A 24,387-nucleotide genomic window follows, 5' to 3' on the forward strand; every position below is an offset into this window, starting at 1 on the left:
TTTGTTTCGCCCGGCGTTCGCCGCCGCGGCGCGCTACCCTATCGATCTTCGCGCCGGCGCCCCGGCCCGCCGCCAGATCCGAACCGATCGATGACCCGCATCCGAAACCACCTGAACATCGCGCAACTCCAGGCGTTCGTCTCCGCCGCGCACCTCAAGAGCCTGCGCGCCGCCGCGCGCGAACTCGGCGTCACGCAGCCCGCGATCACGCACACGATCCGCGAACTCGAGTCGGCGCTGAACGCGGAGTTGCTCGCGCGCAGCGTGCGCGGCGTCGAGCTGACCGCGTGCGGCCATGCGCTGCTGCCGCGCGCCGAACAGCTGCTCGGCGACATGCGCCGCACCGTCGAGGCCGTCGAGCAGGTGAAAGGCGAGATGTCCGGACGTGTCGCGGTCGGCACGATGCCGTCGATCGCGCTGACCGCGCTGCCGCGCGCGGTCACCGCATTCCGCCAGTCGATGCCGAACGTGAGCCTGCATCTGGTGGAATTGACGGTGCCGGATGCGCTCGCGCAATTGCGCAACGGCACGCTCGACATCGCTGCGATGCACCATGTGCCCGCGCTCGACCGCGATTTCACGCAGGTGCCGCTGCTGTCGACCGAGTTCACCGTCGTGATGCGCGAAGGCCACCCGCTCGCGCACGCGCGCCGGTTAGAGGAACTGCTCGACGCCGAATGGATCGTCACGGTCGGGGCCGAGCAATTCCCGCACAGCGTGATGGTCGGCATGTTCGAGGCGCGCGGGCTGCCGCTGCCGAAGCGCCTGCTGCGCTCGCCCATGTCGTTCGCGGTGACGCTCGGGCTCGTGGCGCGCTCCGACGTGATCGGCTGCTTCACGCGCCCGCTGGCCGCGATGGTGGCGCCGCTCGGAATTCGTACGGCCGACCTCGACGAAAGCATGCCGCGCTTCGACCTGTCGATCATCGCGCGCCGCGACCTGCTGCCGACGCCGGCCGTATCGCAATTCGTCACCTGCCTGCAGCGCGCGGTCAACGAAACGCTCGGTTGAATCGTTCCTACGTCTGAAACGGTCGTGCGCCGCGCGCATGGCCGTCGGGTCCGGTATCGGGGCATGTCCTAGGCGCCCTGCCGGTATTTTGTCTTGATAATCTTGCGCACGTCGCGCGCCCGCATCGGGCAGCGAAACGGACAGCTCGACGCGAAGCCGCGCCGGGCCGAAGGCTTACGGCGCGGCACAACCGCGCACCCATCGAACAAAACGAGGAGTCACCGAGTGAAAAAGATTCTTGCGGCTGTGACCGTAGCCCTGCTCGCCGTATCGGCCGGCACTGCATACGCGAAGGACTGGACGACCGTGCGCTTCGGCGTCGACGCAAGCTACCCGCCTTTCGAATCGAAAGGCGCTGACGGCAAGGTGGTCGGGTTCGACGTCGACCTCGGCAACGAAATCTGCCGCCGCATGAACGCGAAGTGCGTGTGGATCGAAAACGACTTCGACGGGATGATCCCGGCGCTGAAGGCACGCAAGTTCGACGGCGTCCTGTCGTCGATGTCGATGACGCCGGCGCGCCAGGAACAGATCGCGTTCTCGTCGAAGCTGTTCAACACGCCGACGCGCCTCGTCGCGAAGAAGGGTGCCGGCCTGATGCCGACGGCCGAATCGCTGAAGGGCAAGTCGGTCGGCGTCGAGCAGGGCACGATCCAGGAAACCTACGCGAAGACGTACTGGGCCCCGAAGGGCGTGAACGTCGTGCCTTACCAGAACCAGGACCAGGTCTACGCCGACCTGATCTCCGGCCGTCTGGACGGCGCGCTGCAGGACGCGGTGCAGGCTGAAATCGGCTTCCTGAAGACGCCGCGCGGCGCGAGCTTCGATTTCGCCGGCAAGGACATCGACGATCCGAAGACGCTCGGCAACGGCGCCGGCATCGGCCTGCGCAAGGAAGACACCGACCTGAAGGCGAAGATCGACGGCGCGATCGCCGGCATGCGCAAGGACGGCACGTACGACAAGATCGCGAAGAAGTACTTCGATTTCGACGTGTACGGCAAGTAACACCGCGCAACGCGCGCTTCGCATCCGCGCAGACGGGCTCCGCAAGGAGCCCGTTTTTTTTGCCCGCGCGCGACGAAAGACTGCGGGGCACGCATGAACGACCGGCCGCGGCACCGTTATTTTTTACGCAACAACCCGATGATTCGTAAAGGAAATCGACTTGCCCGGCGCGCGGTTTGATAGGTTCGCGCAAGGCAACGTACAATCGATCTTCCACGCATACCGGATCACTCGCGGCTGCGCCGCCCTCCCCTCATCATGCAAACGCAGACCCATCCGCTGATTTCCCCCGCCGTCGGCACCGAACGCCAGATCACGAGCTTCCACTACGGCCCGCGCGGCCAGAAGAAGGTCTACATCCAGTCGTCGCTGCACGCGGACGAACTGCCCGGCATGCTGGTCGCCGCGCTGCTGCGCCGCAAGATCGCCGCGCTCGAGACGGCCGGCAAGCTGCGCGGCGAGGTGATCATCGTCCCGGTGCCGAACCCGATCGGCCTGTCGCAGCATGTGTTCGGCGATCACCTCGGCCGCTTCGAGCTCGGCTCGATGCAGAACTTCAACCGCAATTTCTACGATCTCGCGGCGCTCGTGCTGCCGCGCATCGAAGGCCGCCTGACGAACGACGCGCAGCGCAACCTCGCCGCGGTACGCGCCGCGATGCGCGAGGCGCTGGACGAACAGAAGCCGCGCACCGAGCTCGAATCGCAGCGCCTCGCACTGCAGAAACTGTCGTTCGACGCCGACATCGTGCTCGACCTGCATTGCGACAGCGACGCGGTGATGCACCTGTATACGAACCCCGATCTTTGGGAAGACGTCGAGCCGCTGTCGCGCTATCTGGACGCGCAGGCGTCGCTGCTCGCGCTGAATTCGGTCGGCAATCCGTTCGACGAGATCCACAGCTTCTGCTGGTCGGATCTGCGCAACCGCTTCGGCGATCGCTTCCCGATCCCGAACGGCGCGATCTCCGTCACGGTCGAACTGCGCAGCGAGCGCGACGTGTCGTACGAACTCGCGGAGAAGGACGCGCAAGCGATCGTCGAATACCTGACCGAGCGCGGCGTCATCGACGGCACGCCGGCGCCGCTGCCGCCGCTCGCGCATCCGGCCACGCCGCTCGCGGGCACCGATCCGCTCGTCGCGCCGGTGTCGGGCGTGATCGTGTTCCGCACGCCGGTCGGCGCGTGGATCGAGGCCGGCCAGGACGTGGCAGACATCGTCGATCCGCTGACCGATCGCGTGATCACGCTGAAGAGCAGCGTGTCGGGCGTGCTGTACGCGCGCCAGATCGTGCGCTTCGCGACCGCCGGGATGGAAGTCGCGCGGATCGCCGGCGCGACGCCGATCCGCACCGGGTCGCTGCTGTCGGCCTGAGCCCCTGAACCCCTGCGCCGCCTGAGTAGCGGCCGGCCCGCGCGCCGCAGCACGGCGCGCCAACGAAATCGCCCGCTTGCGCGGGCGATTTGCTTTTCGGTCTGGCGCGATGCCCGCGACGCGGGCTGGCCACGGCCGACGTTCAGAACGCCGGCACGATCGCACCGCCGAACTTCTGGTCGATGAACTTGCGCACGTCGTCCGATTCATAGGCCGCGACGAGTTTCTTCACCCACGGCTTGTCCTTGTCCTGCGCGCGCACCGCGATCAGGTTCGCATACGGCCCGCGCAGATCCTCGATCGCGATCGCATCCTTCACCGGCGTGAGCCCGGCCTTCACCGCGTAGTCGGTGTTGATCGACGCGGCGTCGAGGTCGGGCAGCGCGCGCGGCAACTGCGCGGCGTCGAGCTCGACGATCCTGATCTTCTTCGGATTCTCGGCGACGTCGAGCGGCGTCGCGTTCACGCCGTTCGTGCCGGCGCCCGCCTTCAGCTTGATCACGCCGTATTTCTGCAGCAGCAGCAGCGCGCGGTTGCCGTTCGACGGATCGTTCTGGATCCCGACCTTCGCGCCCACCGGCAAGTCCTTGAGCGACTTGAGCTTCTTCGAATAGAAGCCCATCGGCGCCGTGTAGGTCAGCCCGACGTTGACGATCCTGTAGCCGCGCTGCTTGATCTGGCTGTCGAGAAACGGCTGGTGCTGGAAACCGTTCGCATCGAGGTCGCCCGCGTCGAGCGCCGCGTTCGGCTGCACGTAGTCGTTGAATTCGATGACCTTGATCGCGAGGCCTTCGCGTGCTGCGACTTTCGTCACCTCGGTCCAGATCTGTGCGTCGGGGCCGCTCATCGTGCCGATCTTCAGCGTCTGGGAGTCGGCGTGCGCGCCGGGCGCGGCAAAGGCCAGCGCCGCGGCAAGCGCGCCGAGGCCGGTCAGGATCGAACGTCGCATGGTGTCCTCTTGTCCCGTGTCGTTGTTGAAGCGCGCATCGTGGCACGGGGCCGGAACGGCACCAACCAAGCTTATTTCATGTACATATTCCGGATCCCGATCGAATCTCAGGCGGAATCGGTATAACTCCGTGCTGTACAACCGGGCAGAATCCAGTGTCGCTTCGGCACCACAGATTCGTCATATGACAAAGCCTGTCACATTCATTACGTGGCCCGCCGATAAAGTTGCGACCGGTCCGTGAAAGCGCCCATAGAGAGCGCCGGAACCGCAACTGGACACGCCATTTACTCGCTCGGAGAATCCTTTGAACAAGAAACTGTTGACCATCGCCATCCTCGCAGCAACGGCTGGCGCGGCACACGCACAAAGCAGCGTGACCCTGTATGGCGTCATCGATGCCGGTATCAGCTACGTGAACCACAGCAAGACCGCGAACGGCGGCAGCGGCAAGCTGTTCAAGTACGACGACGGCGTGGCCCAGGGCAGCCGTTGGGGCCTGCGCGGCACCGAAGACCTCGGTGGCGGCCTGAAGGCAATCTTCGTGCTCGAAAACGGCTTCAACAGCGGCAACGGCACGATCGGCCAGGGTGGCGCGATCTTCGGCCGTCAAGCCTATGTCGGCCTGAGCCAGTCGCAATACGGCACGGTCACGTTCGGCCGCCAGTACTCGTTCTCGACCGACATCCTCGGTTCGAACTACTCGACGGGCGGCAACACGGTCGCGGGTAACTACGCGTACCACGTGAACGACATCGACCAGCTCACGTCGAGCCGCATCAACAACTCGGTGAAGTTCCAGAGCGCGAACTACGCCGGCTTCACGTTCGGCGCGTTGTACGGCTTCTCGAACTCGACCGACTTCGCCGGCGCCCCGTCGACGACGACGGGCACCACGACGACGGCCGGTTCGTCGCGCGCATACAGCTTCGGCCTGAACTACGCGAACGGCCCGTTCGCACTCGGCGCCGCATACACGGACATCCGCTTCCCGAGCCAGTCGACGCCGGCATTCTCGACGTCGATCGCGAACATCGCGCTGACGAACATCCGCGACCTGCGCACGTACGGCGTCGGCGGCCGCTACATCTTCGGCCCGGCAACGGCATGGCTGCTCTGGACGCGCACGCAGTTCACCCCGATCGCGGCTGGCGCATCGGGCACGTTCTACAACGCGTATGAAGCAGGCGTGAAGTACGCGATCACGCCGGCCCTGTCGGCAGCAGCGGGCTACACGTACACGAACGCAACGCAAAGCGGCAACTCGGCGCACTGGAACCAGGGCAACCTGGGCCTCGACTACGCGCTCAGCAAGCGTACCGACGTGTACGGCCTGGTTGTCTACCAGAAGGCGTCGGGCAACGGCGTGCAAGCGCAGATCGGTTCGAGCACGAGCTACTTCAGCACGTCGGGCAACGGTTCGTCGAACCAGCTGGCCGCTCGCGTCGGTATCCGTCACAAGTTCTAAAGCATCCGCTTAACTGTCCGCTCATTTCGCGGACGACGACGGCAAGAAGCGCCCCGCTCCACGCGGGGCGCTTTTTTATGGGCTTTTAAGTTTCGCTTAATTCTGGGCTGAGAGGATGCTCTCACCCCCCCTGTTGGCCGCCTGAGCATCGGCGGCTTTTTTTTTGAGACCCACTACGGCACCGGCATCAACTGCCCACAAGACAGGATCGGAGCCCAAGATGATCGAAGATACCGTTTTCAGCCATCTGCACGCGATTCTGACGCGCCGGCATTCGCTGCCCGTCCAGAGCTGCCGCGTGTCGGTGGAAATGCAGCGCCCGTGGGGCCGCCCGTACCGGCTCGTCGAATGGACGATGCATCTCGACGCGCCCGCGCGACGCCAGATCGTGCCGGCCGAATCGACCGACGAAGAGATCGCCGAGGTCGTCGCGTCGCACGTGCCGGGCCGACTGTACGGCGACGGCCGGCTGCAATTCTGACTCCCTCCGTTACCCGCCGTTGCCCGCATCGCGGCCGGCCCGCACGCATCGTGCGGCACTCGGTCTCGTTTGACGCGGCAACGAATTCTGCTACGCTGCGCGTTTTCGTCCACGCAACACACGATGGAAAACGCATTCAACGAACGCGGCGTGATGGTCACGCGCAACGGCCTGTCGGCCACCGGGCAGGTCTTCCCGCTGCGTGACATCCGCAACGTCGATGTCGTCAAGATCCCGAAGAATCGCCTCGTGCCGTCGCTGATCTCGCTGATCGGCGTGGCCACCGCCGTCGCAGGCGGCATCGGCGCATCGAGCGCCGCGCTGGTCGTCGGCGTGATGCTCGCCGTCGTCGGCTATCTCGCCTGGACCACGCAGGACATCACATACCGGCTGATGGTCGAAATGCCCGACGGCAAGCGCGAAGCGCTGTCCAGCGTCGACGCCGAATTCGTCGAGCGCGTCGCGCAAGTCGTGCGCGATGCACGGACGGCGACGGCCGCCGGCTGATTTCCGCTGCGCGCGCCGACCACCTACTATTGAATGAGCGGCACGCCGCCGCGTCGTTCGAGGAGGTCGGCATGAACGCCCAATCGCTGTCCGGCATGCTGCGCGCGCAGGAACTGCTGCTCGTCTCGATGATCCGCGCGCTGCCGCCCGACACACGCAGCGTGCTCGTCGACCTGTACGCCGAACAGCTCGCGTTCGCCGAACAGGCCGGCTTCGAAGGCCACGGCGATCGCGCGACGCACGACGCGTTCATCGCGCATGCGCGCAACCTGCTGATTCGTATCGAATCGCTGGCCTAGGGCCGGCCCGCTTTCACCGCATGTCTCGCCGCGCGGCCCGCCCGATCCGCGCCGACGGTGCGCGTGCGCACGCGCCGCTTTTCGCCCCCTCACAGATAATGATTCTCATTTACGAGCGTGAAATTATCGATTCCCCTTCAATTCTCCGTTCGCCGCCAGCCGCGCGCGAACGGGCCAGCCAGGTGAACGCGCCACCCCGCCAGCCTTCGGGCTAGTCATCGTCAATGGGAGACCACCTGTGCATTGCTATCCGGCGACGGGCCGCCACCGGTCATGGTGCCGGCGTAGCACGCGCGTATCGTCGCGTCCGCGCGGCAACCTCGCTCAATGCTCGACGTCCGCGACACCGAACGTCCGCATTTTCCATCCCAGCCGCACCGCAAGCATGCGCGTCGTGAAGCCCGCCGCCAGCGCGACCACCGACGCCAACCCGGCATCGATGCCGAGATGCTGGATCCCGACGTACAGCGTGCCCGTGAAGAACGCGACGCTCGCATACAGTTCCTCGCGCAGGATCAGCGGCATCTCGTTGCACAGCAGGTCGCGCAGCATTCCGCCGCAGACACCCGTGATCGCGCCGGCCAGCACGACGATGATCGGCGCGGCGCCCGTCGACGCGCCGATATCGCAGCCGATGATCGTGAACGCTGCGAGACCGATCGCGTCGACCGTGACGAACAGCGTCTTCATCCGCGCGACGTACCGCGCGGCCCATGACGCGACGGTCGCCGCGGCGAGCGTGATCACGAGGTACTCGGGATGCGCGATCCAGCCGAGCGGATAGTGGCCGAGCAGCACGTCGCGCACCGTGCCGCCACCGAGCGCCGTCACCGCGCCGACGAGCGCGAGCCCGAAGCGGTCCATCCCGCGCCGCATGCCCATCAGCGCGCCCGACATCGCCTCCGCGACGATCGCGATCAGATAAAGCGTATGCATCGCGCGCCTCAGTCCTGGGTACGGAACAGGTCGAGCACGCGTTCGCGCTCGGCCGCATCGACGGCTGCGGGCATCGGTTCGTCGGGCTTGCCCTTCTCGCCCGATGCATCCGGCGCCTCGGAGGCCGGTGCGCCGCCGCACGCGAAGCGGCTGCGGATGAACGGCGGCACGTCTGCCGTGCACGTGCCGCGCGTGTATTCGGCGTACACGAAATCACCGTCGACGAGCGCGACGTCCTGCGGCGGCGTCGCATCGACCGGCGTGCGTCCGTCGACGGCCGTCTTCATGTAGTCGAGCCAGACCGGCAGCGCGAGCGTCGCGCCGGTCGCGCGTCCCATCGGGCGCGGCGTGTCGTAGCCGAGCCACGCGACCGCGACGATCCCCGACGAGTAGCCAGCGAACCAGACGTCCTTCGATCCGTTCGACGTGCCCGTCTTGCCGGCCGCGTCGTCGCGACGCAATGCGAGCGCGCCACGCGCGGTGCCGGCCTTCACGACGTCGCGCAGCATGCTGTCCATCACGAACGCGTTGCGCGCCGACACGACGCGCGCGCCTTCAGGCGTCGTCGCCTCGTACATCGCGCCGCCGTGACGCTGCTTCACCGACAGGATCAGGCGCGGCTCCATCCGCGTCCCGCCGTTCGCGAACACGCTGTATGCGCTCGCGAGTTCGAGCGGCGTCACCGCGCCCGCGCCGAGCGCGAGCGGCAGCGACGCCGGATTGCGCTGCGCGTCGAAACCAAAATGCACCGCGTGCTGCTGCACGTAGCGCGCGTCGGCGGCCTGCATCAGGCTGACCGCAACCAGGTTCTTCGAGCGCACGAGCCCGCGCCGCACCGGAATGAAGCCCTCGTAGCGGTTGCCGAAATTGCGTGGGCGCCACGGCCGCGCGCCGGTTTCCTCATGGGTGAGCGTGCGCTGCGTGTCGTCGACCAGCACGCCCGGAAAGTAGCCCTTCTCCAGCGCCGCCGAATAGACGAATGGCTTGAAGCTCGAACCCGGCTGGCGATACGCCTGCAGCGCATGGTCGAACACGTTGCGGTTGAAATCCGCGCCGCCGACGAGCGCGAGCATGTCGCCCGTCGCCGCATCCAGCGACACGAGCGCGCCTTCGAGCCCGTTGCGCGCATCGCGCTTCGTGCCCGGCTGCCGGCTCAGCGTGCGCTGGAGCGCGGCTTCGGCCGCGCGCTGGTCGCGCATCGAGATCGTCGTGGTCACGTCGAGGCCGAGCGTATAGGCGTCGTCGCGAAAGCGCTCGACCATCATCCGGCGCGCGCGCTCCGCGACGTACGGCGCCGCGATGATGCCGGGCGGCGGCGTGGTCGCCAGCGCGATCGGCATGTCGGCCGCGGCGCGATACGTCGCGTCGTCGAGCTCGCCGAGCGCATGCATGCGGCCGAGCACGTAGTTGCGCCGCGCGGTCGCGCGCGCCGGATTGACGACCGGATTGAACGCGGACGGCGCCTTCGGCAATCCGGCGAGCACGGCCGCTTCGCCCGCGCTCAGCGCGTCGAGCGGCTTGCCGAAATACACATTCGCGGCCGCCGCGAACCCATACGCGCGCTCGCCGAGATAGATCTGGTTCATGTAAAGCTCGAGCAGCTTGTCCTTGCTGTACTCGCGCTCGAGCTTGATGGCCATCAGGATCTCGGCGAGCTTGCGGCTCAGCACCTTGTCGCGCGTCAGGTAGAAGTTGCGCGCGACCTGCATCGTGATCGTGCTGCCGCCCTGCCCCGGCTGTCCCGTCACGACGTTCGCGAACGTTGCGCGCGCGAGGCCGCCGATATCGATCGCACCGTGCTGGTAGAACTTCGCGTCCTCGGCCGCGAGCAGCGCGTGCCGCATGAGCGGCGGAATGCGTTCGAGCGGCACGAACTCGCGGCGCTCGACGCCGTACTCGGCCAGCAGCTCGCCATCGCGCGAGAAAATCCGCAGCGGCAGCGCGGGACGATAGACGGCCAGGTGCTCGACGGATGGCAGCTGCGTCCAGATGCGGTGGATCGTCCATGCGCCGATGCCCGCGCACGCGAGCGTCAGGCCGACCAGCGCACCCGCGAGCATGCGCCATGCACGGCGCGGCGACGTAGGAGGCGGTGCCGGTGGCGGCGGAAGATTGGCTGGGTGATCGGTCATGCAGGCTCCTTCTTCAATGCGGCGAACGCGGGCGCGCAACAGGCGCCCGTCGGTCACGGAAGGCGCGCATTGTCGAAGGGATGCCGGGATACCGGAACATTCTTTAGCCTAAGTTTTGCTAGCTAAATTTTATTTAGGAAGGGTTGCGCGGGCAGCTGTGCCGGGCGAACCGCGCGGCGCACGAGCCAGTTCGCCTGTACCATCGTCTGCATGTTCGACACGTACCTGCGCCTGTGGGACCTCGTTCCCGACGGCGGCCCGATCCTGACCGCGAGCGGCGGCGTGCTGCCCGTCGTCTGGCACGCGCGGCCCGCGATGCTGAAGGTCGCGACCTGCGACGAGGAGCGCCGAGGCAATGCGCTGATGACCTGGTGGAACGGGGATGGCGCCGCGCGCGTGTGGCTGCACGACAGCGACGCGGTGCTGCTCGAACGCGCGCAACCGGCACCCACGCTCATCGGCCTGTCCGTCGCGGGCCACGACGACGATACGATCCGGATCGCATGCCGCGTGGTCGCGCGGCTGCATGCGCATCGCGCACCGGCAACGCCCGAGGTCGTGCCGCTGACTGACTGGTTCCACGCGCTGCAGTCGCACGACACGGGCGATGACACGCTGCGGCGTTCGGCCGCGACGGCGCACCGGCTGCTGGCCGCGCCGCCCGTCGACGAAGTCGTGCTGCACGGCGACATCCATCACGGCAACGTGCTGCACTTCGGCGATCGCGGCTGGCTGGCGATCGACCCGAAGGGGCTGCGCGGCGACCGCGCGTTCGATTACGCGAACCTGTTCTGCAATCCCGCGCACGACATCGCCGTCGATCCCGCCCGCTTCGCGCGGCGCTGCGCGCTCGTCGCCGAGGCCGCGCAACTCGACCGCCGCAGGTTGCTGCAGTGGATCCTCGCCTGGGCCGGCTTGTCTGCGGTCTGGCCGATGGAGGACGACCTGCCGCCCGATACGCGTGTGCAGGTCGCGAGGATGGCTGCCTCGGCGCTCGACGAGTAGCGTGCGACGGCCGTCACCCCGTCGGCTGCATCGCATGGCAGCGCCCATGAAAAAACCCGCCGGCATGCACCAGCGGGTTTTCGTGTCCGACGTGTGCGACGCTTAGCGCGCCGGATTCAGCGTCAGGTTCATGTGACGGTTCACATCCTTGTACAGCAGGTAACGGAAGCGGCCGGGGCCGCCCGAATAGCACGCCTGCGGGCAGAACGCGCGCAGCCACATGAAGTCGCCCGCTTCCACCTCGACCCAGTCCTGGTTCAGGCGATAGACGGCCTTGCCTTCGAGCACGTACAGGCCGTGCTCCATCACGTGCGTCTCGGCGAACGGAATCACGCCGCCCGGCTCGAACGTCACGATGTTCACGTGCATGTCGTGACGCATGTCGCTCATGTCGACGAAGCGCGTCGTCACCCATGCGCCGTTGGTGCCCGGCATCGGGATCGGCTCGACGTCCTGCTCGTTGGTCACGAACGCTTCCGGCAGCGCAATGCCGTCGACGACCTGGTAGTGCTTGCGGATCCAGTGGAAACGCACGGCGGCATCGCTGACGTTGTGCAGCGTCCAGTCGGCGCCCGGCGGGATGAAGGCGTAGCCGCCCGGCTTCAGCGTGTGCTGCTTGCCTTGCAGCGTCAGCTCGGCCTCGCCTTCGACGACGAACAGCACGGCTTCCGCGTTCTTGTCCTGCTCGGGCTTGTCGCTGCCGCCACCCGGATTCACTTCGACGATGTACTGCGAGAAGGTTTCGGCGAAACCCGACAGCGGACGCGCGATCACCCACAGGCGCGTGTTGGTCCAGAACGGCAGCCAGCTCGTGACGATGTCGCGCATCACACCCTTCGGAATGACCGCGTACGCCTCGGTGAACATCGCACGATCGGTCAGCAGATCGGTCTGCGGCGGGTGGCCGCCATGCGGCGCGTAATACGTTGTCTTAGACATAAAGCATCCAGGCAATGGGTTGGTCCGGCCCCGGGTGGCAACGGCAGGCGCGGCACGCGTGTGGGGCACGCATGCGGCGGCGGGACATCGCTGCCGGGGTGGCTTGAAAGCGCGGGCGCCTTCGTTCGGTCGGCCAGGCTTCGCGACGGGCCCGCCCGGTTCAGCGGGCGGGGGCGAGCCATGCTTGCGGGTCCGGCGGCCGGGCCGCGGACACTCGGGGTCATGCGGCGGGGCACGGGGGACGGCACGGTTCGATTCCGTACGCGGGCAGCGCTGACGATAGCGAAGTCGATCCCGATCGACCAATTAAATGTTGCGATGACATCCATTCGATTTCGCACTACCCGCCATGGCGCGCGATGGCCCGTGAACGCGTGCCGCGGACACGTCCGCGCATCAGGGAAATCCTGATGACCGGGCGGCAACGCGTCGATCGACGAGTGCGAAATGAGGATGACCGAACCTGCGCGGCTGCATGTCGATGCAACTGGCGATGTCGTCTACAAGCGGGAAAGGTGAAGCGGGAGAGAGCGTGCCAACCCGTCGAGCGGGGCCGGGCATGGACTGCCGGAGAGGGTGAAGGGCCGCTGGTCTTGCCGGCGACGGCGGCCCGGCTGAGGCCGCCGGGCCGGCTGTCGGATCGGGTGCCGACGTGCCGGGCGCGCAGGTGCGCAAGCCGCGCACCGTGCCGCGCCCGCGGCGATCAGTCCCAGTCGCGGTGGTGGCGATGCTTGCGGTGACGATAGCCGCGATCGCCGTGATCGCGTTCGTACGAGCTGCGCGACATGTTGCCGCCCAGCGCCGCGCCCGCGCCACCGCCGACGGCCGCGCCCAGCAGACCGCCCGTGCGGCCGCCCATTGCGTTGCCGGCTGCAGTGCCTGCGCCGCCGCCGAGGGCGCCGCCGATGATTGCGCCGGTGCGCTCGCGACGGTTCGACGTCACGGCACCACCCGCGCCGCCGCCGATCGCGCCGCCGATGACGGAGCCGGTGCTGCCACCGACCGCGCCACCGACCGCTGCGCCGGCAACCCCGCCGAGCGCGCCGCCAAGCGCATTGTTCAGGTCACCGGCCATTGCCGGCAGTGCGGTCGCGCCGGTCAACGCGGCGACGACGAGAGCGGGGGCGATTTTCTTCCACATTCCCGTATTCTTCCTTGTTCGCAATCTGGTTATCGAAAGTCCGCTCGATACGACGATCTGAATCGATCGACGTCGATGCCGGCATTGTGCCGAATCCCGGACCAATTCATTTCAATGAGCTTGCGGCGAAGAATAGCACCGGTCGAGCCGGCTTGCCGTCGACATTCTGGTAACAAGTTGTTTACCGGAAGAGGACCGGAAAAGGTTGCCGGAAACCGCCGCCAAAGCACGCCGGCAGGGGCTCCGGCCCTGGTCGAGCCCCGTTTTTCGGCAATGCCGAACGTGCCCGTCGCGCGGGTTCGGACACACGTGGCAACACATCGGAGGCGCGCCGCGAGCCGGCGGCATCGCCCGGGTCGTTCAGGCCAAACGAGGGTCAGTACACACCCGGAATCAGTCGCCAGGTGTGCGCGCAGTACGCGTCGTATTCGGCGCCGAATTGCGCGCGCAGCAGCGCCTCCTCGGAACGGATGCGCGCGACGAGCGGGATCATCGTCAACGCGACGAGCAGCAGCCCGACGCCCGAGCGGAACGCCAACGCCCAGCCGGCCGCATTGACGAGCAGGCCGAGATAGCTCGGGTTGCGGATCCTGTGATAGATGCCGTCCGTCACCAGCGTATGGCCGGGCTGGATCGCGACGAGCCCGCTGAAGCGCTTGCCGAGCACGAACACGGGCCAGATGCGCAGCACGCCGCCCGCGACGTACAGCACGACGCCGATCCAGCGCACCGTGGCGCCGCCGAAGGTCCACACGTCGAGCCGGTCGGTCAGCGCCGGCACATACGCGAGCAGCAACCCGCTGGCGCCGAAGGCCGCGAGCACCCAGCGATTGTCGCGGTTCTCGCGCTCGCCGGCGCTCAGGTTGCCCTCGGTCAACAACGCGACAGCGGCCAGCGCGAGCGTTGCGACGGCGATGACGGTCAGTTGCGGATGCGAGAAGAAGGCGGCAAACCCACCGATGCCGAGCACGGCGAGCCCGAGATAGACGAGCGTGGAGACGCTCGCAGCGATTGCGAACTTGCGCGTAACGGCCATGGCTTGCCTCGCCGGAGGGGGCTTTCCTGTGAAGTATAGGAACCCGGGCGGGCGATGCGCACGCGAGCCGTCATGCGGCGCGCGAGTTTTCCCTGCGAGAGGCGGCGGCGCGTCGAACGACGCGCTCGATCGACGTGCGGGCGGCGCCCGCGGCCGCCGCCCGGTCAGCGAATGCGGAAGTTGCCGCCGATTCCGACGCTGACCGGCGGTGCGTAATAGGCCGGCGCATAGCCGTAGTAGGCCGGCGCGGGCGCGTAGCCGTAAGGCGGCGCGACATAGCAGCCGGACAGGCCGCCGATCAGCGCAAACGTGATGAGAACTTTGTACATGGCTCGATTCCCGGCAAGAAGGACACGTCGCATCGCGCGAAAGCCGTGCCGTCGCAGCCCTTGACGGCCGGCACGCAGAGGCAACCGGCGGCAACCGGCCCGTCCTGTCGCCCGATGCAGCAATGCGCGGAGTCTAGCGCCGGAGCCGCCAGGCCGAGTTTCGCGAGCGGTTACACGTGTTACGTGGTGTGACCGCTGAAACAGGTGCGAACGGCGTCGCCGCGCGCGCCCGCTGGCGCCGCCCGAATCACGAGCCGTCCATGCGTTACACGAAACGCGCGCGGATACGCTCGGCGAGCGATTCGAGCGTGGCCGCGTCGGCGATGTCGCGCGCGTGCATCCGCAGGTCGACGCCTTCCCAGCGCGGAATCACGTGGAAATGCACGTGCGGGACCGTCTGGCCCGCCGCCGCGCCGTTGAACTGGCCGATGAACACACCGTCCGGCACGAGCGCCGCGCGCACGGCCGCCGCGACGCGCTGCGTCATGCGGATGCCGGCCGCCGCCGCGTCGCCGGACAGCTCGAAGATCTGCGCGGCCGGCTCCTTCGGGATCACGAGCACGTGACCGTCGGCCTGCGGCATGAGATCCATGATCGCGAGCGTTGCGTCGTCTTCGGCGACCTTCACGCACGGCAGTTCGCCGCGCAGGATCCGGGCGAACGGGTTGTTGTTGTCGTAGGACATGGCGTTTTCCGATTTTGCGATTGCGGTTTGACTGGGAACGATGCCGGACGATTATCGGCCGACGGCGGGTCGGATTTCAACTTGTCAGGCCGTGTCGCGATCGCGGTGAACAATGCATGCCGGCTCGCGTGTCGTGTCGCTCGCCGGGTGGAATATCCGGCCGTCGCCATCCGTTTATTCCGAGTGCGGGTTCGCACGGCAAGACCGCGGATCCGCGCCGGACCGATCCCAACGCGCTGGTGGTCGGCCCGACCGGCCTCGCGTACGCCCCGAACATCGACGTGCCGTATGTCGCGTCCACCGACGACAACACGAATACCGCGACGATCTGGACACTGCGTTCGGACGACAACAACGCACAATGACGCACCACGTGGACGGGCCGAATGCGGCCCGTTCGAACCTGCGCGATCGACACATGCGATTCGCACACGCCGGGCACCATGCCGCCTGATCGACGCCGCCCGGCGTCGCCACTCCCGCGATTGCCACCGCTCGCCCGAACCTGCGACACTGCCGGATCGTTGCCGCCCGGCACGCCACCGAGGACGCTCGCGCATGACGATCCCCTTCAAATCGCTGATCCTGCGCGGCGTCGCCGTCGCGCTCGTCGCCGCGCTCGGCTATACCGGCTACATGCTGTCGCGGCTCGCCCCGATCGCGACGGGTTATGCCGCGAAGGCGCTGTGTTCCGGCGTGTTCGTGTCGGGCCGTCCGGCCGCGTCGGTGATCGATGTCGACATCATGGCCGGCGTGCACCCGCTGCTGAAACTGGTGCGCCCGTCGATCGATCCCGAGCATCATCGTGCCGTCGCAACGTTCGCCGGGTTCGCGCAACGCGAGGCGGACTTCCGGCCCGGGCTCGGCTGCACGCTCGCGCTCGGGCCGTCGCCCGGTGTGCTGCCGGCCGCGCTGCCCCCCGTCCCCGATCCGCCGCCCGCGCAGGAAGCGACGCCGGCCGCACCGCCCGCCGGCATCGACGCACGCAAGCTGCAGGCCGCGCTCGACCGCGCGTTCGATGAACCCGATCCGGCGCGGCCGCGGCGCACCCGCGCGGTCGTCGTGATGTGGCGCGGCCAGGTCATCGCCGAACGCTATGCGCCCGGCTTCACGGCCGACACGCCGCTACCCGGCTGGTCGATGACGAAGACCGTCACGGCCGCGCTGGCCGGCATGCTCGTCGCGCAGCACAAGCTGTCGCCGGACGCGTCGGCGCTGCTGCCGGAATGGCGCGACAGCGGCGACCCGCGCGCGGCGATCACGCTCGACGAGCTGCTGCGGATGACGAGCGGCCTGCAATTCAACGAGGACTACGACGACCCGCTGTCCGACGTCGCCGTGATGCTGTTCACGCAGCCGGACACCGCACGCTTCGCATCGGCCAAGCCGCTCGCCGCGCGGCCCGGCACGCAGTGGTACTACTCGAGCGGCACGAGCGCGATCGTCGCACGTGTGATGCGCGAGGCGATGGGCGGCACCGAGCGCGACTACCTCGCGTTTCCGCGCCGCGCGTTGTTCGCGCCGCTCGGGATGCGCAGCGCCGTGTTCGAACCCGATGCGGCCGGCACGCTCGGCAGCGCGTCGTTCATGTATGCGAGCGCGCGCGACTGGGCGCGCTTCGGGCAGCTTCTGCTGCAGGACGGGGTGTGGGACGGGCAGCGGCGGCTCCCGGAAGGCTGGGTGCGCTACCTGACGCGCGCAACGCCGCTGTCGACGCGCGGAGAATTCGGCGCGCATCTATGGGTCAAGGTGCCAGAGCCGTTCAACGATCGCGATCCGCACGCGCGCCCACTGCCCGCCGATGCGTTTCATGCGGTCGGCCATGAAGGCCAGTTCGTGAGCGTGGTGCCGAGCCGCAAGCTGGTGGTCGTGCGGCTCGGTCTGTCGCGGCCGGAATCCGCGTGGAATCACGAGGCGTTTCTCGCGCGCGTGCTCGAGGCCGTACCGGCATCCGGCACGTGACGTGCCGCGGGGAGGCAGCGTTGCGGCGGCAGTCACGTCGCCGCGACGCGCGTGAGATGCAATGCGTTACGGGTTCGCGCTGCCCGCATACTGCTTGAAGCCCTCGCGCGTCGCCAGACGCTCGATGTAGCGCTTCACCGCCGGGAATTCCGGGTGCTCGAACGGCGTGCCGAACCAGCGGTTCACCGACAGGCCGATCGGAATGTCGGCGAGCGTGAAGTGGTCGCCGGCCACGAACGCGCCGGTCGCCTCGAGCTGCGCGTTCAGTATCTGCATGTGCTTCGTCCAGCCCGCGATCGACTGCGCGATCGCCGCCGGGTCCTGGTGATCGGGCGACTTGCGCACGAGGCCGAGGAACGCACCCACCCACGAACGGTTCAGGTCCGTGCCCTGCCAGTCGATCCACTGGTCGACGCGTGCGCGCGCCCGCGGCTCGGCCGGGTAGAGCGCGTCGCCGCCATAGCGGTTCGCGAGATAGCGGATGATCGTGTTCGACTCCCACAGCACGAAGTCGTCGTCCTTGATGACCGGCACGAGGCCGTTCGGATTCAGCGCGAGGTAGGTCGGATCGTTGGTCGTGCGAAAGCCCGCGCCCCAGTCTTCCTGTTCGAACGGCAGGTTGAGTTCGGTGCACAGCCACAGCACCTTGCGAACGTTGATGGACGGGATCTTGCCGAGGATGTGCAGCATGCAGGCTCCTTGTGAGGTCGAATGCGAAGCGTTCGGACCGCGCGAAACGGCCCGAACGCGCTCCTGCCGAAGTTATACACGAGCGCACGGGAATCGACAGGCCGTCAGGCGAAACCGCTGCGCGCGGCCCCGCTGCTTCGCTTACACAGGCTTGACCACCATCAGAAAATACACGCTCAGCATCGCGAAGAACGCCGGATAGCCCAGCAGCTCCCAGCGCTTCGCATAACGCCAGTAGCGCGCCGGCAGCTCGGCATCGCCATTCGCATGCGCGAGCTTCGCCATCGCGGCCAGCTCGATCTGGAGCCACACGACCGGCAGCCAGCACGCGCCCGCGACCGCATACAGCACGATCGACGCGATCAGCCACGGCGTCGTCCACGGCCAGCCGGCCGTATGCGCGAGCCACAGCCCGGACGCGGGCTGGAACAGCACGGCCGGCGTCGTGAACCACCAGTCCGCGCGCACCACGAGGCGCGACACGGCGGCGATCGCCGGTACGGAGCACGTGCGGTTCGCGAAGAACAGGTAGAACGCGGTGCCGAAGCCCGTACCGACCATCAGCACCGAGGACAGGATATGCAGCGTCTTGATCACGAGATAGGTGCTCATGCGTGTTCTTCTTCTGAAAAGAGGATCAACAGGATCGCGAGAATCGGCACGTTCTTCAGCACGGGGCCGAACGGCTCGGCGAGCAGGCCAGGCATCGTGGCCGCGATGACGGCCGAATACGCGACGATCAGCGCGCCTTGCGCGGCCCACAGACGGCGGGACGGCGCGGCGACGGTCGCCACGCCGAACGCGAAGTCCAGCGCGCATGCGCCGTAGAGCGCGATCAGCGCGGGCAGTCCGCTCAGGTGGGCGCGGGCGAGCATGGCGAGGCTGTCGTGCCGCGGATGAATGAACGCGCTGGCGATGGCCGTCCAGATCCAGACGATCGCGAGCGCGCCGAGCAGCAGCGGCCGCCGCCACATCGCGAGCGCATCGCAGCGCAGCGCGGCCGCGTTCGCGCCGATGAAATCCCGCACCCCGCGCGGCGGCCGGCCAAGCACGGCCGTGAACGCGGCGGGATCTCCGGTATTGCCGCCGCGCAGCATCGTCCACGTGTCGCGGGTCAGCATCGCGCCCGGCATCGTGCCGAGCAGCGCGGCCGCCGTGCCGACCAGCGGGCTCGGCAGCGCGACGCGCGCCGCCGGCGGGAAACCCAGCGCGGCGCGATAGACGCTCAGCATCTCGCGATACTCGACTTCGTCGGTACCGACCGCGTCGATGACCGGACGGCCGGCCGCCGGCGCATCGACGAGCCGCGCGACGAGCTCGGCGAGATCGTCGACGTGCACGGGGCGCAGCCGCTGATGGCCGCCCGCAGGCAACACGTGCACGGGGAGGCTCGCGAGCATCCGGAAGAACCGGGCGGACGTACCGGCGGTTCCGTAGACGAGCGCCGGACGCACGATCCGGTAATCGAGCGGCAGCGTCTGCAGGAAGGTGTCGGCCGCGTACTTGCTGGCGAAATACGGCGTGTCGCCGCGCTCGACGCCCAGCGCCGAGATCTGGATCACGCGTCGCACGCGGGCACGGCAGCATGCGGTGAAGAGCGCGCAGGGCGCCGCGCGATGCACGGTGTCGAACGTCGCATCACGCCGGTCGGCGATGATCCCGACCGCATTGATCACCACGTCGACGCCATCCAGCCGGGCGAGCCACGCGTCGGGATCGACATCCTTCGCGAAGTCAATCGCGACGTCGTGCGCGCCGACCGCATGCCGCACGCCGCGCAGCACGCGATGGCCGCCGGCCTCGAGCCGCGCGCTCAGCGCCCGCCCGATGAAGCCGTTCGCGCCGCAGACGAGGATGTTCATGTCGCACTCCGCGATGCGGAATGCCGGCGGATCGGCAGCATGATCTCGTTCATTTTTTCATCCTCTCTGTACAGTTATTTCTGTAACAACAGAAATATTGAATCCAAAAAAAGCGGGCTGCGTGCCCGCACGTCCGGTGCCGCCTACTTCGACGACTTGCGCCTGACCGTCTGGCTGATCTTCGCGCCGATCCCGAGCGCCTTCATCAGCGTATCGGGCTTGAGCCGCAGCATCTCGTCCGACCAGGTCGTGAGCGTCTCGACGAACTGCAGCGTGTCGCGAATGCGCTGTTCGGTTTCGCGGCTCTCGTCGGCGATCTCGGGGCTCGTCAGGCAATCGCGCAGCACCGTGAGCGTCGGTTCGATCTCGCGTTGCCGCCGCCCTTCGACGATCAGCTTGAACAGTTCCCAGATGTCGGTCGACGTCTCGAAGTGGTCGCGGCGATCGCCCAGCACGTGCACGACCTTCGCGAGCCGCCACGCCTGCAACTCCTTCAGGCTCGTGCTGACGTTGGAGCGCGCGACGTTGAGCGTCTCGGCGATCTCGTCGGCCGCGACCGGCCTTCCGGCCAGGTACAGCAGCGCATGAATCTGCGAGACAGTGCGGTTGACGCCCCACCGCGAGCCCATTTCGCCCCAGTGGAGGATGAATCGTTCGGCAATCGGTGTGAGTTCCATGTCGGGAAATTTAGTTTTTTCAGTTATTTCTGTCAAGAGAGAAATAACTGGCCGCTACGCAAATCGCCGCGTCGATGGTCCGACCCCACACAACTGCGAATGCCGTCACCGCCCGCGTTTCCCGCCCTGCCCGCCCGCTTCCATTACAATGCGCGGGATTTTTCCGATTTCAGGCCGTCCCCCGCCTTTCTGAATAGAGGTTTCCATGATCATCAAACCGCGCGTGCGTGGCTTCATCTGCGTGACGACTCATCCGGTCGGCTGCGAAGCCAACGTCAAGGAACAGATCGACTACGTGACTTCGCACGGCCCGATCGCCAACGGCCCGAAGAAGGTGCTCGTGATCGGCGCGTCGACGGGCTATGGCCTCGCCGCCCGGATCTCGGCCGCGTTCGGCTCGGGCGCGGACACGCTGGGCGTGTTCTTCGAGCGCGCCGGCAGCGAAACGAAGCCGGGCACCGCCGGCTGGTACAACAGCGCCGCGTTCGAGAAGTTCGCCGCGCAAAAGGGGCTCTATGCGCGCAGCATCAACGGCGACGCATTCTCCGACAAGGTCAAGCAGATCACGATCGACACCATCAAGCAGGATCTCGGCAAGGTCGACCTGGTCGTCTACAGCCTCGCGGCACCGCGCCGCACGCATCCGAAGACGGGCGAAACGATCAGCTCGACGCTGAAGCCGGTCGGCAAGTCGGTCACGTTCCGCGGCCTCGACACCGACAAGGAAGTGATCCGCGAAGTCTCGCTCGAGCCGGCGACGCAGGAAGAGATCGACGGCACCGTCGCCGTGATGGGCGGCGAGGACTGGCAGATGTGGATCGACGCGCTCGCTGAAGCCGGCGTGCTGGCCGACGGCGCGAAGACGACCGCGTTCACGTATCTCGGCGAGCAGATCACGCACGACATCTACTGGAACGGCTCGATCGGCGAAGCGAAGAAGGATCTCGACAAGAAGGTGCTGTCGATCCGCGACAAGCTGGCCGCGCACGGCGGCGATGCCCGCGTGTCGGTGCTCAAGGCCGTCGTCACGCAGGCGAGCTCGGCGATCCCGATGATGCCGCTCTACCTGTCGCTGCTGTTCAAGGTGATGAAGGAAAAGGGCACGCACGAAGGCTGCATCGAGCAGGTGTACGGGCTCCTGAAGGACAGCATGTACGGCGCGACGCCGCACATCGACGACGAAGGCCGCCTGCGCGCGGACTACAAGGAGCTCGATCCGCAAGTGCAGGCCAAGGTCGTCGCCATGTGGGACAAGGTGACGAACGAGAATCTGTACGAGATGACCGACTTCGCCGGCTACAAGACCGAGTTCCTGCGCCTGTTCGGCTTCGAGATCGCCGGCGTCGACTACGACGCGGACGTGAACCCGGACGTGAAGATCCCGGGCATCATCGACACCACGGTCTGACGACCGGGCCCGCCGCGCGCGACGCGTGGCGGCGGGCCGACTCTCCAGCAGCAAAGCCCGAACGGCGTCACCCCGTGCGGACACGTCCGCCGACAGCGCGGTTCGCACTTGCCGTGCGAGCGCGTCGGCGGCGCCATCCGCGGATCGGGCGATCGCGACCCGCGTTATTCCACCGCCCTTGCGGCATCCCACAGCGGCTGTCCGCCCAGCGCCGCATGCCACGCGCCGAAACGCGCGCGCCACGACTCGAAGGGCTCCTTCAGCGGATGACGCGGATCGTCGCTGAGCGCATAGGCCATCCCCTCGATCAGCCAGCGCGGCTTGGTCGCCACCGCGAAGTTGCCGAGCACTTCGGCCTGACGATGATGGATCAGCTCGTGCGCAAGAAAGTAGGTCTGCCAGCCGCGCGGCGCGACGATCACGCCGAAATCCCCGAGCGTCAATGCCGCGCGTTCGCCCAGACCGAACTTGTCGGCACACTCGCGCGTCGAGCAGAACACGACGCGCGGTGCCTCGCGAAACGGGCCCACGACCGCCGCCGCGCGCGCATAACCGTCACGATAGAGCTGCTGCGCGGCGCCGAACTTCGCGGCATCGTCCGTGCAGATGTCCGCGCTGGGGCACGACACGCCGGGAAGCAGCGCGGGCGCGACGACGCGTAGCGGCTTGACGAGCGCATAGGCGACAATCGGCACCGCGACGAGCAGGCCCGTGAGGGCGAAGGCGACATGGGAGCGTTTCATCGAGGCGGCGATTCCGTTGGCATGGCGGTGGCGTGTTCCAGCACGAATATATCGGAGCGGCGCCGGCGCCGTCCGACATTTTTCCGTCCGGCGTCCGGCGTCCGGCCCACGGCCCCGCTCCGCCGCACTGCGCGCCGATCGCGAACCGGAGTGCGATCGCATCCAGCCCGGTTACGCGAGCTGCTTGTGAAAATACGTCGTCGCGCACAATGCGCCGTCGGGCATCAGCGCGAAGTTCGGCACGACGCCGACGCGCTGCCAGCCGGCCCGCTCGTACAGGCGCTCGGCATCGCCGCCCGTCACGGTGTCGAGCACGAGCACGGTCTTGCCGGCATCGCGCGCGGCTTCGTCGGCAGCCGTCAGCAGCCGCGCCGCGATCCCCTGCCGGCGTGCATGGCGCGACACGAGCATCTTCGCGATGTCCGCGCGATGCGGCTGGTTCTCCGGCTGCGCGGTCACGACCTGAACGGTGCCGACGATCCGGCCGGCGACGTCCTCGGCGATGAGCAGAATGCGCTCGCCGCCCGCGACGCCATCGGCGACGCGCGTCCAGAACGCAACGGCGGTCGAACGCTCGATCGGCAACATGAAACTGACGGACGCGCCACCCTCGACGCAATCGATCAGCACGTCGGCCAGCGCGTCGATGCGCGCATGCGCTTCGCTCGCATCGAGGCGGCGCACGGTCACGGGTTCGGTCATACCCTCTCCGGTATATCAGGTGGGGCACGCGTTCGGTCGGCGTGCGCCCGGATCGAATGGAACGCCGACGTGCGGTCGATGCATGCGCAACGGCGGCCGGTGCAAGGCAACACAGCGTCCAGCCCGATTGGCGCGTGTTACCGCCCCATCATGCTACGCGATGAAAAATCCGGCTGAATCGCCTATGCTTAGCCACATGGCTAACTTTCAACCCGGCATCAGCGACGTATTCCACGCACTCGCCGATCCGACACGCTGCGCGATCGTCGGCGCGCTCGGCAATGGCGGGCGGACCGTTTCGGCACTGGCCGCGCCGTTCGACATGGCGCTGCCGTCGTTCATGAAGCATCTCGCGGTGCTCGAGCGCAGCGGCCTCGTCACGACCCGGAAGACTGGCCGCTCGCGCACCTGCGAGCTGGTCGCCGGCCGGCTGGCGGAGGCGGAGCAGTGGCTCGCCGCGCAGCGCGCGCACTGGGAAGCGCGCTCCGATCGTCTCGTGGAATTCGTCGAACGCCGTCACCAGGAGGAGCAAGCGCATGTCAGCCAGCCACGTCGACCCCGCCGAAGCCCATGACCTCGTCATCACGCGCACGCTGCGCGCGCCGCGCCACGCACTCTGGCGCGCATGGACCGACCCGGAATTGCTGAAGCAATGGTGGTGCCCGAAACCGTGGACCACCGAAGTGCACGCGTTCGACCTGCGCCCGGGCGGCGCCTTCCACACGTTCATGCGCGGCCCTGACGGCGGCACGAGCGACAACCCCGGCTGCTTCCTCGAAATCGTGCCGGAAGCGCGAATCGCATTCACGTCGATGCTCACGGGCGGCTGGCGGCCGCAGGTGCCGTGGCTGGGCTTCACGGCCGTCATCACGATGGCCGACGACGACGACGGCTGCCGCTACGAGGCGCGCGTGATGCACCCTGATGCCGCCACGCGCGAGCGGCACGAGGCCCTCGGCTTTTTCGATGGCTGGAACATCTGCATCACGCAGCTCGACGAATTCGCGGCCGCGTTGCGCTGAATGCGACCGCATTCGCGGGCC

The 24,387-nt window shown here is 67.5% G+C and carries 27 protein-coding genes; 13 read left to right on the top strand and 14 right to left on the bottom strand.

Going from position 1 to position 24,387, the window contains the following annotated elements:
* Positions 1 to 90 precede the first annotated feature (90 nt).
* From BTE28158_RS10010 to BTE28158_RS10020, 3 genes are all read left to right on the top strand, one after another.
* Complete coding sequence (locus BTE28158_RS10010; protein WP_170296426.1) at positions 91 to 1,011, top strand: LysR family transcriptional regulator; 921 nt, start codon at positions 91 to 93, stop codon at positions 1,009 to 1,011.
* A 225-nt stretch (positions 1,012 to 1,236) separates the two neighbouring features.
* Entirely contained in the window at positions 1,237 to 2,019 is a 783-nt protein-coding gene (locus tag BTE28158_RS10015; RefSeq protein WP_059528597.1) for an ABC transporter substrate-binding protein, read from the top strand.
* A gap of 258 nt (positions 2,020 to 2,277) precedes the next feature.
* A complete protein-coding gene (locus BTE28158_RS10020; protein WP_059608103.1) occupies positions 2,278 to 3,393 on the top strand; it encodes a succinylglutamate desuccinylase/aspartoacylase family protein in 1,116 nt (371 codons plus the stop codon).
* Between the two features lie 142 nt (positions 3,394 to 3,535).
* Here BTE28158_RS10020 and BTE28158_RS10025 read toward each other — a convergent pair whose 3' ends face one another.
* On the bottom strand, positions 3,536 to 4,342 hold the full coding sequence (locus BTE28158_RS10025) for a MetQ/NlpA family ABC transporter substrate-binding protein (protein ID WP_124624350.1): 807 nt from the start codon (positions 4,340 to 4,342) through the stop codon (positions 3,536 to 3,538).
* 307 nt (positions 4,343 to 4,649) lie between these two features.
* Here BTE28158_RS10025 and BTE28158_RS10030 point away from each other — a divergent pair, with 307 nt between their 5' ends.
* The 4 genes from BTE28158_RS10030 to BTE28158_RS10045 all read left to right on the top strand — a co-directional run bounded on the left by BTE28158_RS10030 (position 4,650) and on the right by BTE28158_RS10045 (position 7,097).
* Complete coding sequence (locus BTE28158_RS10030; protein ID WP_059467242.1) at positions 4,650 to 5,810, top strand: porin; 1,161 nt, start codon at positions 4,650 to 4,652, stop codon at positions 5,808 to 5,810.
* Between the two features lie 220 nt (positions 5,811 to 6,030).
* Entirely contained in the window at positions 6,031 to 6,291 is a 261-nt protein-coding gene (locus BTE28158_RS10035) for a DUF2866 domain-containing protein (RefSeq protein ID WP_059528608.1), read from the top strand.
* Positions 6,292 to 6,414: 123 nt separating this feature from the next.
* Entirely contained in the window at positions 6,415 to 6,798 is a 384-nt protein-coding gene (locus tag BTE28158_RS10040) for a DUF6232 family protein (RefSeq protein ID WP_151049009.1), read from the top strand.
* A gap of 71 nt (positions 6,799 to 6,869) precedes the next feature.
* Positions 6,870 to 7,097, top strand: coding sequence for a hypothetical protein (locus tag BTE28158_RS10045; RefSeq protein ID WP_059608121.1), 228 nt, complete (start codon positions 6,870 to 6,872; stop codon positions 7,095 to 7,097).
* Positions 7,098 to 7,421: 324 nt separating this feature from the next.
* On the opposite strand, the gene BTE28158_RS10050 is transcribed toward BTE28158_RS10045, so the two are convergent.
* Positions 7,422 to 8,033: a trimeric intracellular cation channel family protein gene (locus BTE28158_RS10050; RefSeq protein WP_151049010.1), complete on the bottom strand. Its 612-nt coding sequence runs from the start codon at positions 8,031 to 8,033 to the stop codon at positions 7,422 to 7,424.
* Between the two features lie 8 nt (positions 8,034 to 8,041).
* Positions 8,042 to 10,165, bottom strand: coding sequence for a penicillin-binding protein 1A (locus tag BTE28158_RS10055; protein ID WP_151049011.1), 2,124 nt, complete (start codon positions 10,163 to 10,165; stop codon positions 8,042 to 8,044).
* Between the two features lie 210 nt (positions 10,166 to 10,375).
* Between BTE28158_RS10055 and BTE28158_RS10060 the strand changes: the two genes are divergently transcribed.
* On the top strand, positions 10,376 to 11,170 hold the full coding sequence (locus tag BTE28158_RS10060) for an aminoglycoside phosphotransferase family protein (RefSeq protein ID WP_151049012.1): 795 nt from the start codon (positions 10,376 to 10,378) through the stop codon (positions 11,168 to 11,170).
* Between the two features lie 102 nt (positions 11,171 to 11,272).
* On the opposite strand, the gene BTE28158_RS10065 is transcribed toward BTE28158_RS10060, so the two are convergent.
* The 5 genes from BTE28158_RS10065 to BTE28158_RS10085 form a co-directional block, all read right to left on the bottom strand.
* Positions 11,273 to 12,109, bottom strand: a complete 837-nt coding sequence (locus tag BTE28158_RS10065) for a bifunctional allantoicase/(S)-ureidoglycine aminohydrolase (protein ID WP_059608096.1) — start codon at positions 12,107 to 12,109, stop codon at positions 11,273 to 11,275.
* A gap of 703 nt (positions 12,110 to 12,812) precedes the next feature.
* Positions 12,813 to 13,250: a hypothetical protein gene (locus BTE28158_RS10070; RefSeq protein WP_059608095.1), complete on the bottom strand. Its 438-nt coding sequence runs from the start codon at positions 13,248 to 13,250 to the stop codon at positions 12,813 to 12,815.
* Positions 13,251 to 13,626: 376 nt separating this feature from the next.
* Complete coding sequence (locus BTE28158_RS10075; RefSeq protein WP_151050199.1) at positions 13,627 to 14,286, bottom strand: methyltransferase family protein; 660 nt, start codon at positions 14,284 to 14,286, stop codon at positions 13,627 to 13,629.
* Between the two features lie 164 nt (positions 14,287 to 14,450).
* A complete protein-coding gene (locus BTE28158_RS10080) occupies positions 14,451 to 14,615 on the bottom strand; it encodes a hypothetical protein (RefSeq protein WP_006760791.1) in 165 nt (54 codons plus the stop codon).
* 265 nt (positions 14,616 to 14,880) lie between these two features.
* A complete protein-coding gene (locus tag BTE28158_RS10085) occupies positions 14,881 to 15,300 on the bottom strand; it encodes an HIT family protein (RefSeq protein ID WP_059608093.1) in 420 nt (139 codons plus the stop codon).
* Positions 15,301 to 15,416: 116 nt separating this feature from the next.
* Between BTE28158_RS10085 and BTE28158_RS10090 the strand changes: the two genes are divergently transcribed.
* Positions 15,417 to 15,665, top strand: a complete 249-nt coding sequence (locus tag BTE28158_RS10090) for a hypothetical protein (RefSeq protein WP_151050201.1) — start codon at positions 15,417 to 15,419, stop codon at positions 15,663 to 15,665.
* A gap of 193 nt (positions 15,666 to 15,858) precedes the next feature.
* Positions 15,859 to 17,262, top strand: coding sequence for a serine hydrolase domain-containing protein (locus BTE28158_RS10095; RefSeq protein WP_151050203.1), 1,404 nt, complete (start codon positions 15,859 to 15,861; stop codon positions 17,260 to 17,262).
* 66 nt (positions 17,263 to 17,328) lie between these two features.
* Here BTE28158_RS10095 and BTE28158_RS10100 read toward each other — a convergent pair whose 3' ends face one another.
* The 4 genes from BTE28158_RS10100 to BTE28158_RS10115 all read right to left on the bottom strand — a co-directional run bounded on the left by BTE28158_RS10100 (position 17,329) and on the right by BTE28158_RS10115 (position 20,491).
* Positions 17,329 to 17,952: a glutathione S-transferase family protein gene (locus tag BTE28158_RS10100; RefSeq protein WP_059608091.1), complete on the bottom strand. Its 624-nt coding sequence runs from the start codon at positions 17,950 to 17,952 to the stop codon at positions 17,329 to 17,331.
* A gap of 141 nt (positions 17,953 to 18,093) precedes the next feature.
* On the bottom strand, positions 18,094 to 18,564 hold the full coding sequence (locus tag BTE28158_RS10105) for a DUF2269 family protein (RefSeq protein WP_151050205.1): 471 nt from the start codon (positions 18,562 to 18,564) through the stop codon (positions 18,094 to 18,096).
* Complete coding sequence (locus BTE28158_RS10110; protein ID WP_151050207.1) at positions 18,561 to 19,814, bottom strand: SDR family oxidoreductase; 1,254 nt, start codon at positions 19,812 to 19,814, stop codon at positions 18,561 to 18,563. Before BTE28158_RS10110 ends, BTE28158_RS10105 begins: the two co-directional genes overlap by 4 nt.
* 143 nt (positions 19,815 to 19,957) lie before the next feature.
* Positions 19,958 to 20,491, bottom strand: coding sequence for a GbsR/MarR family transcriptional regulator (locus BTE28158_RS10115; protein WP_006760784.1), 534 nt, complete (start codon positions 20,489 to 20,491; stop codon positions 19,958 to 19,960).
* Positions 20,492 to 20,696: 205 nt separating this feature from the next.
* Here BTE28158_RS10115 and fabV point away from each other — a divergent pair, with 205 nt between their 5' ends.
* Entirely contained in the window at positions 20,697 to 21,899 is a 1,203-nt protein-coding gene (gene fabV, locus BTE28158_RS10120) for an enoyl-ACP reductase FabV (protein ID WP_151050209.1), read from the top strand.
* Between the two features lie 164 nt (positions 21,900 to 22,063).
* Here fabV and BTE28158_RS10125 read toward each other — a convergent pair whose 3' ends face one another.
* Together BTE28158_RS10125 and BTE28158_RS10130 are read right to left on the bottom strand one after the other, a co-directional pair.
* On the bottom strand, positions 22,064 to 22,642 hold the full coding sequence (locus BTE28158_RS10125) for a hypothetical protein (protein ID WP_151050211.1): 579 nt from the start codon (positions 22,640 to 22,642) through the stop codon (positions 22,064 to 22,066).
* 171 nt (positions 22,643 to 22,813) lie between these two features.
* Positions 22,814 to 23,344 carry a GNAT family N-acetyltransferase gene (locus BTE28158_RS10130; protein WP_124901698.1) on the bottom strand — a complete coding sequence of 177 codons (531 nt, stop codon included), beginning with the start codon at positions 23,342 to 23,344 and terminating at the stop codon, positions 22,814 to 22,816.
* Positions 23,345 to 23,540: 196 nt separating this feature from the next.
* Between BTE28158_RS10130 and BTE28158_RS10135 the strand changes: the two genes are divergently transcribed.
* A complete protein-coding gene (locus tag BTE28158_RS10135; protein WP_124624388.1) occupies positions 23,541 to 23,918 on the top strand; it encodes an ArsR/SmtB family transcription factor in 378 nt (125 codons plus the stop codon).
* Positions 23,881 to 24,366, top strand: coding sequence for an SRPBCC family protein (locus BTE28158_RS10140; RefSeq protein ID WP_151050213.1), 486 nt, complete (start codon positions 23,881 to 23,883; stop codon positions 24,364 to 24,366). The genes BTE28158_RS10135 and BTE28158_RS10140 overlap by 38 nt, the downstream gene beginning before the upstream one ends.
* The last annotated feature ends 21 nt before the right edge of the window (positions 24,367 to 24,387 follow it).

The sequence above is a fragment of the Burkholderia diffusa genome (assembly GCF_902499115.1).
GTDB classification, from domain to species: Bacteria; Pseudomonadota; Gammaproteobacteria; order Burkholderiales; family Burkholderiaceae; genus Burkholderia; species Burkholderia diffusa.